Genomic DNA, 18,178 nt, shown 5'->3' with positions numbered 1-18,178 from the left:
AATAGGTAAAATATAAGGGGAATAGAGAAAAATAAAGGGAGCGACGAAACAATGAAATATGAATTAAAAAATGAACAATTGACAGTTGGTTTTGAAACCAAAGGAGCAGAAATGATTTCCCTGAGGGGAAACAAAAGCGGAAAGGAATATTTGTGGAATGCAGATGCAAAATTTTGGGGTAGACATTCACCGGTATTGTTTCCGATTGTAGACGTGTTCGTGATAATGCATATAGATATGACGGACAGGAATATCATTTATCCCAGCATGGATTTGCAAGAGATATGGAATTCGAGTGTGTTTCACAGGAACCGGAAGAAATATGGTTCCGTTTGAAGGCAACACCGGATACAAAGAAGAATTATCCATTTGAATTTCAGTTAGAAATCGGATATCGTTTGGAAAATGATACAGTACGGGTAATGTGGAAGGTTACAAATTTAGAAAAAGAGAAAGAAATGCATTTTTCCATTGGTGCACATCCGGCATTTATGTGTCCATTGAACGAAGGAGAAAAACAGAGCGATTATGGTATTGTAATGGATGAAGAAGAGGAAGTAATGTATTCATTCATAGGCGCAGAAGATGGATTGATGTTTAATCACAAGAATGGCTTAAAATTAGAGCACGGCTATCATAAGTTTGAAGAAGGATTTTTTGATGAAAGTACCTATATCATAGAAAAATATCAGGTGCGAAAAGTTTCCTTGGTAGACCACAGAAGAAACCATATATTACCGTATCTTTCCAGGCTCCGGTAGTGGGAATCTGGTCTCTGGAAAAGAAGCGCGCACCATTTGTATGCATTGAGCTTTGGTATGGCAGATGTGACAGAGAGACATTTGAAGGTACATTAGAAGAAAGAGAGTGGGGAAATAAACTGAAACCGCAGGAAGTTTTTGAACACTCATATGAAATAAAGGTAGAACAATAGAGAAATCAGGTGACAAAAGATGTGGATACTTTTTGCAACGGGCTCTGCTTTATTTGCAGGAGCAACTGCAATTCTTGCAAAAATAGGTGTAAAAAATACAGATTCAGATGTGGCAACGGCATTGCGAACCATAGTAGTATTGCTGTTTTCTTGGCTGATGGTATTTGTGACAAATTCCTATGTTCCCATTGATGAAGTAACACAAAAGACATTGTGGTTGCTGGTTTTGTCAGGAGTAGCAACCGGAGCATCCTGGTTATGCTATTTCAAGGCATTACAGCTGGGAGATGTAAATAAGGTAACGCCAATCGATAAGACCAGTACCGTACTTACCATGATATTGGCATTTCTGTTTTTAGGTGAAGCTTTTACCGTTCCAATGTTTATCGGAATGGTTGGAATTTTAGCAGGAACCATGCTAATGATAGAAAAAAAGGAAACGGTGGTTACACAACAGCAGAAAAAAGATTATCGCTGGCTGATATATGCAATACTTTCAGTCGTGTTTGCCAGTGCAACTTCTATTCTTGGAAAATTAGGAATGGAGGGAATTCCATCTAATTACGGAACAGCAGTGCGTACCGGAGTAGTGCTTGTAATGGCATGGGTAGTGGTATTTTTGCAAAAGAAACAATCGAAGGTAAAAGGGGTTGGAAGAACTAGCTGGATATTCTTGATACTTTCCGGAGTGACAACCGGTATGTCTTGGTTGTGTTATTATCGGGCATTGCAGGAAGGACCGGCTAGTATCGTAGTACCAATTGATAAATTAAGCATATTGATTACGATATTGTTTGCAAGGGTATTCCTAAAAGAACGACTGACGAAAAAGGCAGTTGTGGGGTTAGTGCTGTTAGTGGCAGGAACCTTAGTCTTATTGTTATAAGAAATGTGATTATGAGATATTATTTTGTGTAGTGATAGAAGAAGAAAGGTTTTAATAGAAAGATAATAAGTCTATGAAAACCTTTCTTTTTTTGCAATGAAAAATTTGATTAGATAAATATAAAAAAAGAAGGAAAAATAATGAATAGACAAATTATAAACAAGATAGTAAAAGCAAGTGGAATACAAGAAGGAGAGATGGTACTTTTGCATTTCTGGGGCGAACAGGAGCAAGAGGATGTTTTAGAAGAATTTGCAGAAACAGTCGTGGCAGCAGGTGCGTCTCCATTAGAGTTACGTCAGTCCAGAGGTAGAAATCAGAAGTTGTTTGCTCAGGCAACAGAACGTTCTTTTGGAAAAAATATTTTTCTGTTTTTGAAAAGGTGGATACGGTATTAGACATCTTTGTATATCAGCCGGTAGTACTGGGTGCACAGTTAGAACAGGAACAGATGATGATTTACAAACACTATATGGGAAATTTGTTTGGGGCATTAGGAAAAGTACAACGTTTCTTGCAGATTCGTATTCCTACCCAGGAAAATGCATTGGAGTCAGGATTAGAACCGACAGAATATATTACCCGTATGGAAAAGCATATGACATTGCTTATGAAGTGTTAAAAGAGAATTGTATGAAGAAAATGTAGGAGCATATGATGATGTAGTATTGGAAATTCATAACGGAATTGTAGAAAAAAGCAATTGTAAAGAAGTAAATGAATTTTTACAGCAGCTTGGAACAGCAGAAAAAACCGTATGTGAATTGGGATTCGGAATGAATGACCATGTTACAAAGCTTTGTGGTTATGCAGTATTGGGTGAAAAGATGTGCGATACATTTCATATAGCCATTGGAGATAATACGATGTTTGGTGGAAAGAATCAGGTACAGTTGCATATGGATCTTGTTGGAAAAGCCCAAATAAATCTGGTAGAATAGGGATAAGTGCGTTGATTGGGATACATGCTTTAATAATAGTGAAATTATAAAGTGGTGGAAGATAGAAAAGACGAGGCAAATCTTTGCAAAGTAGAAGCAAATATTTATGATGTTTTTGGAACTTTATATCAGGTATCTTAACGTGAAGCGGAAAAGAACGGAGGAGAAGAAGCTAAAGCAGAGGAAATGTTTTTGAAAAAAGCAGAAACAGTACCTGCAAACTGGAAGAAATCCTATGAAAAGGCAAAGGAATATCAGGATGTGGCAAAGATTTTAATAGAAGAGACCAAACTTGACACAGTAGAGAAAATTATGGCAGAATATCGTAGATTGTAGGAGGAAGAATAATGACAGAGACAGAAGCAATTAAATTATTTAAATGCCTGGCGGATAAGTCAAGACTTCAAATATTAAAGTCTCTTATGATAGAAGATATGTATGTGGAGCGTCTGGCAGAACGATTGAATCTGACACCACCAACCATTTCTTTTCATTTGAATAAATTAGAAGATGCCGGAGCAGTAGAGTCTTATAAGGATCAGTATTATATGATGTATTCCTTAAAAAAAGAAGTATTTATGACAAAAATCATTGATATTATTAAAGAAGAATCTGCGGACTCAAAGCTTCAGGAAGAAAGAGAGGAAGCCTATCGTCAGAAAGTAATCGAGGCATTTTTTGAATACGGTAAGTTAAAGTCAATTCCGGCACAAAGGAAAAAGGAGCGAATTGTTTTAGAAGAAATCGCGAAATCCTTTGAAAAAGGGAAAAAGTATACCGAACGAGAAGTAAATATCATAATTGCGGATTTTAACGATGATTTTTGTACTATCCGCAGAGATATGATATCGGAACAGATATTAGAACGAGATAAGGCAACCTATTGGTTAGCGGAAAATTGACAATTTTACGAACATATGTTACACTGCATCCATAAAACCTTTATAGGAGTGGATTTTTCAAGAGTAATCTTTTTTCGCCACATAATTACATGATTGTAGTTATGTGGTATTTTTATGTCAAAGGAGAGAAATATGGATCAGTCATTTATGAAAGAAAAGAAAATTTTACCCTTAGTATTGTCTATGGCGTTGCCGATGGTGATTTCCATGGCAGTGAACTCATTGTACAATATTGTAGACAGCTATTTTGTGGCAAAAATCAGTGAAAAAGCCATGACGGCATTAGCTTTGGTATATCCGGTACAGAATCTGATTACTTCTATTGCAGTTGGATTTGGTGTGGGAATTAATGCAGTAGTGGCATTCTATTTAGGAGCCAATGATCAGGAAAAGGCAAATAGAGCAGTAACTCTGGGTGTATTTTTAAACTTTTTGCATGGTGTGATTTTAACATTTGTCTGCATTGGCGGAATGCCGCTGTTTTTAAAAATGTTTACCTCAGATAAAGAGGTAACACAGTTGACGCTATTGTATTCTAATCGTGCATTTTTATTCTCTGTTATTATTACCACAGGAATCTCATTAGAAAAAATCTTTCAGGCAGTAGGTAGAATGAAGGCCTCTATGTTCAGTATGATGTGCGGATTTATTGCAAATATTGTGTTAGACCCACTGATGATTTTTGGAATCGGGCCGTTTCCCGTTATGGGAATTGCAGGGGCAGCATACGCTACGGGAATCGGACAGTGTATTACATTGCTCATTTACCTCATATTATATAAGACCCGCCCGATTCCGGTAAAAATAGAACGGAAATATTTAACAAATGATAAGCAACTGGTAGGAAAGCTCTATGCGGTAGGGATTCCTGCAACATTAAATATGGCGTTACCGTCAGTGCTTATTTCAGCATTAAATGGAATCCTGGCAGGATTTTCGGAAAAGTATGTATTAGTCTTAGGTGTTTATTATAAATTACAAACCTTTATTTATCTGAGTGCTAATGGAATTATTCAGGGAATCCGACCATTAATCGGATATAATTACGGTGCAGGTGAAAAGGAAAGAGTAAAAAAGATATTTCATACAGCATTGGGGTTATCCTGTGTAGTGATGTTAGTAGGAACCCTGTTGTCATGGCTGATACCGGGAAATCTCATTGGTTTATTTACGTCTAATAGTCAGACCGTTCAGATTGGAATTACTGCACTGCATGTAATCAGTCTTGGATTCTTGGTATCGGCAGTTTCCCTTACCTGTTCAGGTGCATTAGAAGGTTTGGGAAAAGGAATGCCTTCCTTATATATATCATTGGCACGATATATTGTGGTGATGATACCCATGGCATTTGGACTGAGCAGAATGTCAGGCGCAAATGGGGTATGGTATAGTTTTCCTGTTACAGAGCTTATCACCGCAGTTTTTTCGTATATTATTTATAAAAGAGAAGTATTTGCTATTTCCTAAATCCAAGTGTATACTTAAGGCATATGAAGTAATTGCAGGAAAGGGAGCAAACCATGCAAAAGAAAAAAGAAATTAGACAGGAGTATCTGACAGGAGAACGTGCACTGTTTCAGGGAAAAGATTTACAGATATATGATACGGTATTTGCAGATGGAGAATCACCTTTAAAAGAGAGCCATAATATTGATTTGGTAGGAAGTTTATTTAAGTGGAAATATCCACTTTGGTATAGTAGTAATATTACATTGAAGAATTGTACATTGTTTGAGATGGCACGAGCAGGAATTTGGTATACCAATGAGATTTCTGTGGCAGATACCATAATAGAAGCACCGAAGAATTTTCGTCGTTGCCAAGGGGTGACATTACAAAATGTAACCTTCCCAAATGCAGAGGAAACCTTATGGAATTGTAAGGATATCACCATGGAAAATGTTACAGCAAAGGGTGATTACTTTGCCATGAATTGTCGTAACATGAAGATTCAGGATTTTCAATTAGTGGGAAATTATTCCTTTGACGGAGCAGAAAATGTAGAAATCCATAATGGGCGGATGTTATCGAAGGATGCATTTTGGAATAGTGATCATGCGACCGTATATGACTCATTTATTTCGGGAGAATATTTAGGCTGGAATGCAAAAAACTTAACATTGGTAAATTGTACCATAGAAAGTTTACAGGGAATGTGTTATATTGATAACCTTATTATGAAAAACTGTAAGTTGGTAAATACCACACTTGCTTTTGAATATTCTACTGTGGATGCAGATATTACCAGCAAGATTGACAGCGTATTGAATCCGTCCGGCGGTACTATTTGTGCAGAGTACATTGATGAATTAATAATAGAAAGAGATAAAGTTGACCCCGAAAAGACAAAAATAGTATGTAGACAGGAGAAAAATTAGTATGAAATACAATTTTGATACACCCATAAATCGTAGAAATACCAACTCCTTGAAGTGGGATATTGCAGAAAATGAACTTCCTATGTGGGTAGCAGATATGGATTTTCAAACAGCACCGGAGATTACAGAGGCGATAACAAAAAGAGCCGCACACGGTGTTTTCGGATATACCATTGTACCGGATGAGTGGTATGAAGCATACATTGGATGGTGGAAAAACAGACATGCATTCAAAATAGAAAAGGAATGGATGATGTTTTGTACAGGAGTAGTACCGGCTATTTCCAGTATTGTACGAAAAATGACCACTGTGGGTGAAAATGTGTTAATACAGACACCGGTGTATAATATTTTCTTTAACTCCATTGTAAATAATGGAAGAAATGTATTGCAAAGTCCCTTGAAATATGATGGAACAGCCTATATCATTGATTTTGCAGACTTAGAAGAAAAGCTTTCTAATCCACAGACTACTATGATGATTCTTTGCAATCCTCATAATCCGGTAGGAAAAATATGGGATAGAGACACACTAGAGAAAATAGGAGAACTATGTTGGAAACATCATGTACTGGTACTTTCAGATGAAATCCATTGTGATTTGACAGCACCGGGAAGTGCGTATATTCCGTTTGCATCTGTTTCAGAAACCTGTAGGAAAAACAGTATAACATGTATTGCTCCCACCAAGGCATTTAATATTGCAGGGTTGCAAACTGCGGCAGTAGTAGTACCGGATGAAACATTGCGTCATAAGGTAAATCGCGGATTGAATACCGATGAGGTTGCAGAACCAAATGTATTTGCAGTGGAGGCAGCGGTGGCAGCATTTACCAAGGGAGAGCCATGGCTAGAGCAGTTAAGAGCATATATATATGAAAACAGGCAGTGTGTAAAAGAGTTTTTAGAAAAAGAGCTTCCGGAAATAAAGCTGGTATCCGAAAATGCAACCTATTTATTATGGTTAGATTGTAATGGGGTATCAGGGTGTGAAGATGCATCCGAGCTTGCAGAATTTGTGAGAAAGAAAACCGGACTGTATTTGTCTGCGGGAGGACAGTATGGCAAAGGCGGAGAAATGTTTCTGCGTATGAACATTGCATGCCCGAGAGAAAGCGTAAAAGATGGACTGGAACGCTTGAAAGAAGGATGTAGAGCATATATCCAGAAATAGAAAGGAGGCACAGAATGATTGAAAGTGTTTATGGAGTCGATACTCAGGGAGAGATTGATTGCAGAGTAAACAAATATACACTAAAGTGTCTGAAAATCACCTTAGTGGCATTATGGGCAATCTGGATAGCAAATGTATTAAATATTTTTATTATAGATACAGAATTGTTGTCTCAGGGAGTATTAGGTGCGTCAATTGTTATTGCGGCAGCGATTGTATTTGGAAAAGTGAGTGACTTGCATAAGCCATGGGTCAAGTATGTGCTTCTTTTTAATATGATATTAGCAATTACAATTTTAGGAATTACATTAACATATCATACCGTATTGTTAAGTGTGTTACCATTATTGGTAGCTACGCAGTATACAAGTAATCGAATGATTGTGTACACATATCTGCTAAGTATAGTAAGTATTTTTTCCGGTGTGGTAGGAGGATATTTCTGGGGATTATGTGATGCGAACATGCAGATTATCACAACACAAAGAGCCAGTTATTATTTGGATGCAGCCACATCCACGATGCAATTTCAGGCAAGTAATACCAATCCGTGGTATACGCTGATAATGTATTACGTTATACCTCGTTGTATTTTGTTGCTCCTGTTACTTCCGGTAATTCAAAGTATTTCTTCCAACTTGTTAGGTTATGCCGAATATGCAGGAGATATGAAACGCCTTAGCGAAATAGATGAGATGACAGGTTTGTACAATAAGAATAAATTTTTACAGATGGTGGAAAAGTCTTATTCTAAGTTTGAACGGGTATGCGTAGTTTTCTGGGATGTAAATAACTTAAAGCGGATAAACGACACCTTGGGACATAATCAGGGAGACTTTGTTATTACCAATGTGGGCAATATGATTTTAGGATTATCCGCGGAGAATAGAAAGGCATATCGACTGGGTGGCGATGAATTTGTAATGGTAATGGAAAATCCAAAGGACGGAGAACTGGAAGAAGTATTAAAAAAATGGGAAGAGATTGTAAAAGTTTGGCGTTCTCTGGCAAAAATAGAGATTTCCGTTGCCCTTGGATATGACTTTGGAGCAGGAAAAGATATTGATAACATTATAAAAAATGCAGATAAAAAGATGTATTTAAAAAAGCAGGAACAGAAGTCCTAGAGAAGAAAGAGTTCAGCAGTAGTAACATATTGCTGAACTTTTTAATTTAGTATGCTATAAAAAAAATTGAAATTATCTGAAAAATTTAGCACTCACCTATTGACAGTGCTAACAAAGTGTGATATTGTTATACACGAAGTAGAACAATAGAACATGAAAGGGAAGGAGGAACCCTTTATGAATATTCAAAAATTTACACAAAAATCAATTGAAGCAATCAATGGCTGTGAAAAACTTGCATATGAATATGGCAATCAGGAAATTGAGCAGGAACATCTGTTAGTTTCATTATTGACACAAGAGGATGGCTTAATTCCCAAATTGATTGAAAAGATGGAAATAAATAAAGAACACTTTACCCAGAATGCTATTACGCATTTGGAGAAACGAGTAAAAGTTTCCGGCGGACAGGTCTATATGGGACAGAACCTGAATAAAGTGTTAATCAGTGCAGAAGATGAGGCAAAGAAGATGGGAGACGAATACGTTTCCGTTGAACATTTGTTTTTAACTTTGTTAAAATACCCGAATCAGGCAATGAAAGAGATTTTCAAAGAGTATGGAATCACCAGAGACCGCTTTTTGAAAGCATTGGCAACAGTACGCGGTAATCAGAAGGTAGTTTCGGATAATCCGGAAGCTACTTATGATACATTGGAAAAGTATGGATATGACATGGTGGAACGTGCCAGAGACCAGAAGCTGGACCCGGTAATCGGACGAGACAGTGAAATTAGAAACGTAGTTCGTATCTTATCTCGTAAGACAAAGAACAATCCGGTACTAATTGGTGAACCTGGTGTAGGTAAAACAGCGGTAGTAGAAGGTCTGGCACAGCGTATCGTAAGAGGCGATGTTCCGGAAGGATTGAAGGATAAAAAGTTATTTGCCTTGGATATGGGTGCATTGGTAGCAGGTGCCAAGTATCGTGGTGAATTTGAGGAGCGTCTGAAAGCTGTCTTAGATGAAATTAAGAGCAGTGAAGGACAGATTATCCTGTTTATTGATGAATTGCATACCATTGTAGGAGCAGGAAAAACAGATGGTGCGATGGATGCCGGACAGTTATTAAAGCCTATGCTTGCCCGTGGAGAACTGCATTGTATCGGTGCAACTACGTTAGATGAATACCGGGAATATATTGAAAAGGATGCCGCATTAGAGCGAAGATTCCAGCCGGTACATGTAGACGAACCTACAGTAGAAGATACCATATCCATACTTCGTGGATTAAAGGATCGTTACGAGGTATTCCATGGAGTTAAGATTACCGATGGTGCATTGGTATCAGCAGCAGTTTTATCCAATCGTTATATCAGTGACCGTTTCCTGCCGGATAAGGCAATCGACCTGGTAGATGAGGCCTGTGCTTTGATTAAGACAGAGTTAGACTCCATGCCAACAGAGTTAGATGAATTGCAGCGTAAGGTTATGCAGATGGAAATTGAAGAGGCAGCTTTGAAAAAAGAAGAAGACCGATTAAGCAAAGACCGTCTGGAAACCTTGCAGAAAGAACTGGCAGAATTAAAGAATGAATTTCAGAATAAAAAGGCACAGTGGGACAACGAAAAGAAGTCTGTGGAAAAAGTGCAGAAGTTAAGAGAAGAAATCGATGCATTAAATGCAGAGATTGCCAAAGCACAGCAGAGCTATGATTTGGAAAAGGCAGCAGAACTTCAGTATGGAAAGTTACCACAGCTTCAAAAACAACTGGAAATCGAAGAAGAACAGGTACGCAAGAAGGATTTGAGCCTGGTACATGAAAATGTCAGTGAAGAAGAAATTGCAAGAATTATTTCCAGATGGACAGGCATTCCGGTTGCAAAATTAACGGAAAGCGAACGAAACAAAACGTTACATCTGGACGAAGAGTTGCATAAACGTGTTATTGGTCAGGATGAGGGCGTTACCAAGGTAACAGAGGCAATCATTCGTTCCAAGGCAGGTATTAAGGATCCAACAAAGCCAATTGGTTCCTTCCTGTTCTTAGGACCTACCGGAGTTGGTAAGACAGAACTTGCTAAAGCACTGGCAGCAAGTCTTTTCGATGATGAGAATAACATGGTGCGTATCGATATGAGTGAGTACATGGAGAAATATTCTGTGTCTCGTTTAATCGGAGCACCTCCAGGATATGTAGGATATGAAGAAGGCGGACAGTTAACAGAAGCAGTACGAAGAAAACCGTATTCCGTTGTTTTATTTGATGAAGTAGAAAAGGCACATCCGGATGTATTTAATGTACTTCTTCAGGTATTGGATGATGGACGAATTACAGATTCTCAGGGACGTACCGTTGACTTTAAAAATACTATTTTAATTATGACTTCTAACCTGGGTTCATCTTATCTGTTAGATGGTATTGACGAAAAAGGAAATATTAAGCCGGAAGCAGAAGAAGCAGCTATGAATGAATTGCGTGGCAACTTCCGACCGGAGTTCCTGAATCGTTTGGATGAAATCATTATGTTTAAGCCATTAACAAAAGATAACATTGGTGGAATCATTCACTTACTTATGGCAGATTTGAATAAACGTCTGGTAGACCGTGAGATTTCAGTAGAGTTGACACCGCAGGCTGAGCAGTTTGTGGTAGACAATGGATATGATCCGGTTTATGGTGCAAGACCGTTGAAGCGTTATCTGCAAAAGACCGTGGAAACTTTGGCAGCAAAACTGATTCTTGCAGATCAGGTAGGTGCCGGAGATACCATTCTCATTGATGTGGAAAACGGTGAGTTGAAGGCAAAAAGAAAGTAAAGTAATGAAAAAGAGAGAAACTCGTTTTGTGAGTTTCTCTCTTTTTGTTTATTCTACCGTGACAGATTTTGCAAGATTTCTAGGTTGATCGGCATTTAAGCCTTTTCCGGTAGAAGTATAATAGGCAATCATTTGTAGCACAACAACTGCTTCAAAGATTGCAAACTGATCCGGTACTTTCGGTAAAGGAATATGTACATCACAGATGGAAGCATCGGTTACATTCTCTTCCATACTTAATAAGATGACATAAGCTCCTCTTGCCTTTACTTCACGGATATTTGAAATTACTTTGCTATATACATGACCCTGTGTTGCAAGGGCAATAACAGGAACGCCTTCGCTGATTAAAGCAATGGTGCCGTGTTTTAGTTCTCCTGCTGCATATGCTTCTGCATGAATGTAAGAAATTTCTTTTAATTTTAAGGCACCTTCCATTGAAAGGGTATAATCAAGTCCTCGACCAATAAAGAAAGTGTCGGTAGCGTTAAGCATACGTTTGGTTAGTTCCTCAATGTTAGCAGAAAGTTTTAAAATTTCAGCTATATTGTCGCTTACATTTTGCAGGTTTTGGATAAATTCCAATGCCTCTGTTTTTGTCAGTTTGTTTTGTACAAGCCCTAATTTACAAGCAATCAGGTAGAAAGCGGCAGTTTGCACAGTGTATGCCTTTGTACTTGCAACGGCAATTTCCGGACCTGCATGCGTATATAATACATAGTTGCTTTCTCTGGCAATGGAAGAACCTTTTACATTTACAATTGCTAATGTTTTGCTGGTTTTAGTTTTTGCAAGACGTAGTGCCTCTAAGGTGTCAATGGTTTCTCCGGACTGGGATACCACAATCACCAGACTATCCTCTGTAATAACCGGTTTTTCATATCGGAATTCAGAGGCAATTGCAACAGTTACCGGAATACCAAGAAAGTCCTGGATGAGTGTTTTCCCTACCATACCCGCATACATAGCAGTACCGCAGGCGATAATTGTAATATCGTGACAATTTTCAAAAAGGGATTCCGGGATATTATCCGCAGAAAAGTCCGGAAGTCCATTGTGAATTCTTGGGGCAATGGTTCTTGTAATTGCTGCCGGCTGCTCATTGATTTCTTTTAACATAAAGGTAGGGTAGCCGTCCTTTTGTGCAGCAGTAATATCCCAATTTACTTCTAAAAATTCAGGTTCAATGGGAGTTCCGTCCAGTTCCTGAAGGGAAATACCTTCTTTTGACATGGTTAAAATCGCATATTCAGGAACAATAAAATATTTTTTGCTGTATTGAATGAAAGCCGTTAAGTCAGAGGCAATAAAAGAGCCATCCTTACAGGTTGCTGCTACCATAGGGCTTACATTTCTTACAGCATAAATCATGTCTGGGTTATTTTTGAATATAATACAAAAAGCAAAAGAACCTTTCAGTAAAGGAACTACTTTCTGTATTGCAGCGATTGGATTCTCACCGTCGTAAAACTTGTTAAACAGGGCAGCGGCAACTTCGGTATCTGTTTCTGAGATTAAATCTTTTTCCAAATCATAAGTAGCAACTAATTCGTGATAGTTTTCAATAATTCCGTTATGAATCAAAGCTACATTCCCGCATTTATGAGGGTGAGCATTTGCATTCGTAACACCACCGTGTGTTGCCCAACGAGTATGACCAATGCCACAGGTAGCAGTATTTTCATCGCAAATGGCGCGCAAATCTTTTACTTTTCCTGCCGTTTTACGAATAGAAATACTTCCGTTTTCCTTAAAATAGGCAATGCCGGCACTATCATATCCTCTGTATTCCAGTTTTTCAAGTCCTTCCAGTAAAATCTCCTGAGCTTCTAACTTACCGGTAAAACCAATAATTCCGCACATATAAAATCTCCTTGATATAGTTTGTACGGTTATGGATTTTTTGTTTTGATGTTGCCATCATATTTGTTACCATACTTCACAGCCGTATCTGCGTCCAGGCATCCGCTGAATTTTCGACCACCTGGCACCTCGTGAACCAACGGACATAAGAGGGCCGCTGGTGCATAGCGCTAAAGTTTCTAAACTTTTCAAAATTCATTTCCTCCTAAAACGAACATGTATAGTTTAGCATAAGAAGCCGGGAAAGCAAATAGAAAGATTAGGAATATATTTGCCATATCCTGCATACACTTAGATAGAAAGTAAAAATTTACATAAATGATATGAGTATGATTTTCAATAGTGGAAGGGTGATATGGGGCTTGAAAAAGAAAAGAAGGACATTCGTAATAGTAGCTATATGCGCAATCCTAATGGTAGAAGCCGTATTAGGAACGGGCATATCACTGGGAACGGTAATTGCAAGCGGTGGAACCATTAACGAAAGACTTGCAGTAGAACTTACCGAAGGAAGAAACGGAAGTGTAGCGCAAACAGGAGAAACCTTATATGCAAAAGTAGTTTCCAGATATTCCAAGGCGAATAATCCCAAAGAGAATGTAAAAGTCGGGCTAAAGATAGGAAAACTGCCGGAAGAAATTTCGGTTGCGGGATTTGAAAATGGACAAAAGAAAGTAATCTGGCAGGATGAAGAAAAGAAAGAACATGATATTGTTTTGCAGTTGGTAGAAGAAGAGGGAGAACTGTATGTGGAGTTTGAACAACCGGCAGGTGCAACGGTAGAATTTGAAATACAGTTTAATTCCAGCAATGGAATCGGAGCAGATGGAGAATGTGTAACGTTAGAAATTGATAAAGAAAAAATTCAGGGTCTGGATTCCCCTATTGGAGACAATGATTACTTCAGTGAACCACTGACACTGACCTGGCATGGAAAAAATGAATGGGAGCCGGTAGATAAGAAGGTAAATGGAGTAGATAAAAATAAGATTTTAGTCAACAGTGAGAATCAACTGGCAGGTGAGTTGACCTATACCATTACCGCAAATAGTCTGAACAATGAAAAGTTTGGTGAAATTTGGACAGATTATATCACAGTAACAGATACATTGCAGTTGCCGGAGGATGTAGCATTTCCGGAAGGAGCAAGGGTGAATGAGAGTAACACAGCTATTGTAGATGCCAATGGAAATACCATCTGCTATTTCTCCAAATTGCAGCAGGATAGTGAGATTACTGCCATTACACTCGAGGGAAAAAAGGTAAATTTTCAGGTAAAAGTGCCAAATACATATAAAAAAGACGGAGTGCCAACAAGAGAACAGGATCATCTGGCGCTGGAAATGAAGTTAAATGCAAATTTGCTGGTGGTAGCGGAAAATTATGCCAAGGATAGTGCCATAGAAAATCAGGTGGCAATACAACCGGTGCCTTATAAGCCTTATGATGTAAAAGGCTCGGCAGATTCTGCTGTTACGGTTCTGGTAGGAGAAAAGGAAGAAATAATTATAAAAAAAGAAGCTGATAAAAAAGCGGTGCAGGCGGGAGATACAGTAACTTATACATTATCTGTAGAAAATAACGGAAAGTGTGCAATTAAGGTATTGGATGAAAATGGAGCATTTTATCAGGTTACCGATGAACTTCCCGTGTATCTGTATCTCACCCGGGAGCAAATTGCCGAACTTCCCGAGGATGTAACATATAATGAAGAAACAAATACCATATACTGGATACCAAGCAGAGAAGATATAACATCCGGCATGGAGCGACACATAAGTTTTCAAACCACAGTAAAAGAAGCAACGGATGAAGTGATGAGAGGACTTTCCAATGGTTCTTTGATTAAAAATGTGGCGCAGTATAAGAAAAAATATTCCAACGAAGTCAATCTTTTGTATGAAAAAGCAGAAGTGCAGGTAGAAAAGACCAGTAAAGACGAAGATGGAGACGGTAAAGTTTCCAATGGAGAAAAGATTACCTATATCATCCGAGTATCCAATGATACGGATTTGAATGCGGTTATGGATGAAGTAATAACAGATACGTTGCCAAAAGGTCTGATATTTGAATCGGCTACCATAGGAATCAATCAGAATATTACCCAAAGCGGAACTTATATTTTGCACTATGGAATAGGAGAAGAAAAAAATAAGCATGAAGTGGAATTTCAGATTGATGGGCAAACCTTGTGCTGGAATGTAGGAATTGTGCATGCGCATGAAGAAATAGTGCTTACTTATGTATGTAAGGTGGATGTAGATCAGCTGGATGGAAAGATGCAAATCGTAAATAAGGTAACAACATCTTCAGAAAAAGAAGATTATGATGTTGTGAAGGTAGATCCGCCTATTGATTTAGAAAAGACGGTGGAGCAGGATACCAATGTTATCTATCCGGATAAAACGATATTTGACTATAAAATATCTCTTAAAAATGATGCAGAACATCCAAGTCAAAAAGAAAATTTACAATTAACGGATTCCCTGCCCATAGGAATGTTACCAGTAGACTGTACCTTAATACAACATCAAAAGGTAGGGACAATGATTGTAGATACAGAAATTTCATGGGAAGATTTTTGGCAGGGAAATATAAGTGAAGAAGCGTCCACTTTTACTTCGGTTATCGATGGAAGAAGGGCAGAAGTAAGAAAAAGCTGGAATGGTATCGTATTAGTCTGGAACATAGGGAAAATGAGTGCCGGGGAAGAGATTACCATAAAATACCGAGCACAAATTACATTAACGGAAAAACAAAAAAGTGAGGGCGGACAGTATGGTTTTACCAACAGGGCGCGCATAGATAACATTAGAAAATCCGTAACCGTGTATGGTGGAGAAACGGCAGAACCGAGAACTTCTGCTGATGTACAAAAAAGTGTGTGGGCAATCAAAAAAGAGAAGGTGAAAAATGAAAGTGTCCTGTGGCAGAACTGGTATGATAAAGAACAGTTTTCTCTGGACTTAGAAGAGGAAAATGAGAAAAATCTGGTGATTTATAATATGACAGTCATCAATACCGGAAGTGATGCTATTCATTTGAGTACCTTGAAGGATGTATTGCCCAAAGAGCTTACTTATATAGGAATTGACAGTGTTTCTTGGAACTTTTGGCAAAAGCGGGGGGCATTTACACAGGAGATTGTGTCAAATGCTTATGGATGTCTGAATACCTATGAAGCGAATAAGTTGGTATCGGGAGTAAAAATAAACTCTGATTATAAAGAAAAAGAGAATCAGGTAGAATTTACGTTCAATCAGGCAGAGGGCGGCTATGAACTGGAAAGCGGAAAGGCACTGACATTTCTTATGCTTTGTGAGGTAAATGAACAGGCAAAGGCAGAAAGACCGATTGTAAATACTGCGCAGCTTATGGTAGACGAGAAAGTAAGTTATCTGAAATATGAGGAAATTAAGACACGAAATACACCGTACGATTATAACCAAAATAATGGAAATTCCATGGATGAGGGAGTAACGGATGGAAAAAGAACAATTTCTTCTACGGTAGCCATTCTTCCAGAGAATGTAATTGTTCCGGGGATTAATAAAAAGGCAGTTTCTTATATTATTCCGGGAAAAACAGAAGAAATGCCATTAGATGAAACGTCCAATATTCAGCCCAATGCTACAGTAAAATGGGAAATTGATTTATATAATGACGGAACCGTAGATTTAGCAGATTATGATGTGGAAGACAGTGTTACTACCAGTTTTCATCTAATCACGGAAAAAGAAGCAGAGAAAAAGCAAATCACTGAGCCATATAAGTTGGAGATATATTCCTACGACGGACAAAAACAGCAGGAATTTGATTTGTCAAAACAGGTGTGGAGTACTGTAACGGAAGATTCCAACCAAAGCAATTATAAGTTTCGATTTTCTGGGGAAAAGTATGCAATTCCACCGGGAGGTTGTGCAAAACTAACGCTATATACCAATAATACAGTGGAAAACTATAAAGTATATAAGAATACAGCAACAATCTTGCCAGACACAGCTTTTGCGGCAAATAAGGTAAAGCATGGAGAGCTGAAAAAAGATAATGAAGGAAACTATATCGGTGTAACCTCTTCCGATGAAGTGAACGCATTGGGAGATTATGCATCTGTTTCATGGAAAAGTGTAGCAGAAAAAGGAAAAGAAACCAATACAGCTCGCGGAACTCAGGAAAAAAATTATATTTCAGTAGGAATGGGAACAGAATACGTTACTTACAAAAACAATATTCGAAATGTAAGTGAGAATGAATTTGGTAGATTGGTATTGATTGATGTAACGCCGGGCAATAACGATACAGGAGTTATCAATCAAAATGATGTAAGAGGCAGTGAATTTTCCATAGCCTTTGCAGATAACTTAGAAGTCTATGTACTAGAGAATGGTCAAAAGGTTTCGATAGAAGGATATCAGGTAGAATTTTCTCCTAAGGTTCGGTTTACACAGAAGGATTTTGATGGTGTAGAGGAAAAGGAGTGGCATGAAATATGGCAGGAAGGAGACCGCTCATTCCGGGTAACATTGCCGAAAAACTTCAAGCTTTTGAATGAGCAGACGTTAGTTGTACAGTATGACGGTAAATTAGGACCGGATGCAAAACCGGGAGCCATTGCATGGAACAGTTTTGGATATCAATATTATTCCGGCAATCATACCAAGCCTATGAAGTCAGAACCACCAAAGGTAGGGGTGAAGATGCCGAAAATCCCAATGATTCAAAAAGAAGTGGTGGATGCTGGGGGCGAGGTACAAAACTATGATGAAAGCAAAGTATTTACCTTTACCTTGTCTCAAAAGGATGCCGCATCAGAAGAAATTATTTGTGAATTTCAAGTATGCCAGGGTGGATATATTCTGGTGTCCGATTTGAAAGATAAAAACGGAAATAAAGTGGTGTTAGAAAATGGCAGGGAATATGTTGTTACCGAAGTAACAGATAAGATGCCGGAGGGCTATCAGCTTATCGGTATTGGTGAAAAGGGAAGTGCAGGAAAAGAGAAATATTCCTTTGTTTATTATGACAGCAAAGATATTACCATTTTAGCTAGAAATGAAGTAGATACCTATCAACCGGAAATCCCGGAAACGGGAGGAACGGGAACAACTATATATACACTGGGAGGAATTAGTTTCATGGGAACTGCGTGTCTCATGCAGGGATATAGATTGCGCCGCAGGCGGGGAAGGAGGTGTAATTGACCTTCCGGTGTA

The 18,178-nt window shown here is 38.3% G+C and carries 15 protein-coding genes; 14 read left to right on the top strand and 1 reads right to left on the bottom strand.

What is annotated here, in order from left to right:
• Positions 1-194 precede the first annotated feature (194 nt).
• The 13 genes from KQI83_RS16770 to clpB all read left to right on the top strand — a co-directional run bounded on the left by KQI83_RS16770 (position 195) and on the right by clpB (position 11,102).
• The gene (locus tag KQI83_RS16770) at positions 195-761 is read left to right on the top strand and encodes an aldose epimerase family protein (protein WP_330622351.1); all 567 of its coding nucleotides are present in this window, start codon (positions 195-197) and stop codon (positions 759-761) included.
• Positions 761-934 carry a hypothetical protein gene (locus KQI83_RS16765; RefSeq protein ID WP_253295573.1) on the top strand — a complete coding sequence of 58 codons (174 nt, stop codon included), beginning with the start codon at positions 761-763 and terminating at the stop codon, positions 932-934. The genes KQI83_RS16770 and KQI83_RS16765 overlap by 1 nt, the downstream gene beginning before the upstream one ends.
• 19 nt (positions 935-953) lie before the next feature.
• Positions 954-1,820: an EamA family transporter gene (locus KQI83_RS09435; RefSeq protein WP_216556996.1), complete on the top strand. Its 867-nt coding sequence runs from the start codon at positions 954-956 to the stop codon at positions 1,818-1,820.
• A gap of 140 nt (positions 1,821-1,960) precedes the next feature.
• Positions 1,961-2,218: a hypothetical protein gene (locus tag KQI83_RS09430; RefSeq protein ID WP_216556993.1), complete on the top strand. Its 258-nt coding sequence runs from the start codon at positions 1,961-1,963 to the stop codon at positions 2,216-2,218.
• Positions 2,203-2,442 (top strand): hypothetical protein, encoded by a 240-nt coding sequence (locus tag KQI83_RS09425; protein WP_216556991.1) that lies wholly within the window; start codon positions 2,203-2,205, stop codon positions 2,440-2,442. Before KQI83_RS09430 ends, KQI83_RS09425 begins: the two co-directional genes overlap by 16 nt.
• A 7-nt stretch (positions 2,443-2,449) precedes the next feature.
• On the top strand, positions 2,450-2,761 hold the full coding sequence (locus KQI83_RS09420) for a hypothetical protein (RefSeq protein ID WP_216556988.1): 312 nt from the start codon (positions 2,450-2,452) through the stop codon (positions 2,759-2,761).
• Between the two features lie 192 nt (positions 2,762-2,953).
• On the top strand, positions 2,954-3,097 hold the full coding sequence (locus KQI83_RS09415; RefSeq protein WP_216556985.1) for a hypothetical protein: 144 nt from the start codon (positions 2,954-2,956) through the stop codon (positions 3,095-3,097).
• Positions 3,098-3,108: 11 nt separating this feature from the next.
• A complete protein-coding gene (locus KQI83_RS09410; protein WP_216556981.1) occupies positions 3,109-3,663 on the top strand; it encodes a DUF2087 domain-containing protein in 555 nt (184 codons plus the stop codon).
• Between the two features lie 132 nt (positions 3,664-3,795).
• Positions 3,796-5,130: an MATE family efflux transporter gene (locus tag KQI83_RS09405; RefSeq protein WP_216556977.1), complete on the top strand. Its 1,335-nt coding sequence runs from the start codon at positions 3,796-3,798 to the stop codon at positions 5,128-5,130.
• Between the two features lie 53 nt (positions 5,131-5,183).
• Positions 5,184-6,041, top strand: a complete 858-nt coding sequence (locus tag KQI83_RS09400) for a DUF3737 family protein (protein WP_216556974.1) — start codon at positions 5,184-5,186, stop codon at positions 6,039-6,041.
• 1 nt (position 6,042) lies between these two features.
• On the top strand, positions 6,043-7,215 hold the full coding sequence (locus KQI83_RS09395; protein ID WP_216556971.1) for a MalY/PatB family protein: 1,173 nt from the start codon (positions 6,043-6,045) through the stop codon (positions 7,213-7,215).
• A 14-nt stretch (positions 7,216-7,229) separates the two neighbouring features.
• Positions 7,230-8,342, top strand: coding sequence for a GGDEF domain-containing protein (locus tag KQI83_RS09390; RefSeq protein WP_216556968.1), 1,113 nt, complete (start codon positions 7,230-7,232; stop codon positions 8,340-8,342).
• Between the two features lie 177 nt (positions 8,343-8,519).
• Positions 8,520-11,102 (top strand): ATP-dependent chaperone ClpB, encoded by a 2,583-nt coding sequence (gene clpB, locus KQI83_RS09385; RefSeq protein WP_216556965.1) that lies wholly within the window; start codon positions 8,520-8,522, stop codon positions 11,100-11,102.
• A 48-nt stretch (positions 11,103-11,150) separates the two neighbouring features.
• On the opposite strand, the gene glmS is transcribed toward clpB, so the two are convergent.
• A complete protein-coding gene (gene glmS, locus KQI83_RS09380; protein ID WP_216556962.1) occupies positions 11,151-12,965 on the bottom strand; it encodes a glutamine--fructose-6-phosphate transaminase (isomerizing) in 1,815 nt (604 codons plus the stop codon).
• A 362-nt stretch (positions 12,966-13,327) separates the two neighbouring features.
• Between glmS and KQI83_RS09375 the strand changes: the two genes are divergently transcribed.
• Positions 13,328-18,166, top strand: coding sequence for an isopeptide-forming domain-containing fimbrial protein (locus tag KQI83_RS09375; protein ID WP_216556959.1), 4,839 nt, complete (start codon positions 13,328-13,330; stop codon positions 18,164-18,166).
• Positions 18,167-18,178: the final 12 nt, after the last annotated feature.

Origin of the sequence: Roseburia sp. MSJ-14 (assembly GCF_018918225.1) — a bacterium.
Taxonomy (GTDB): Bacteria; Bacillota; Clostridia; order Lachnospirales; family Lachnospiraceae; genus Petralouisia.
Note: the sequence above shows the minus strand (reverse complement) of the source record. Positions and strands in the feature narration are given on the sequence as shown.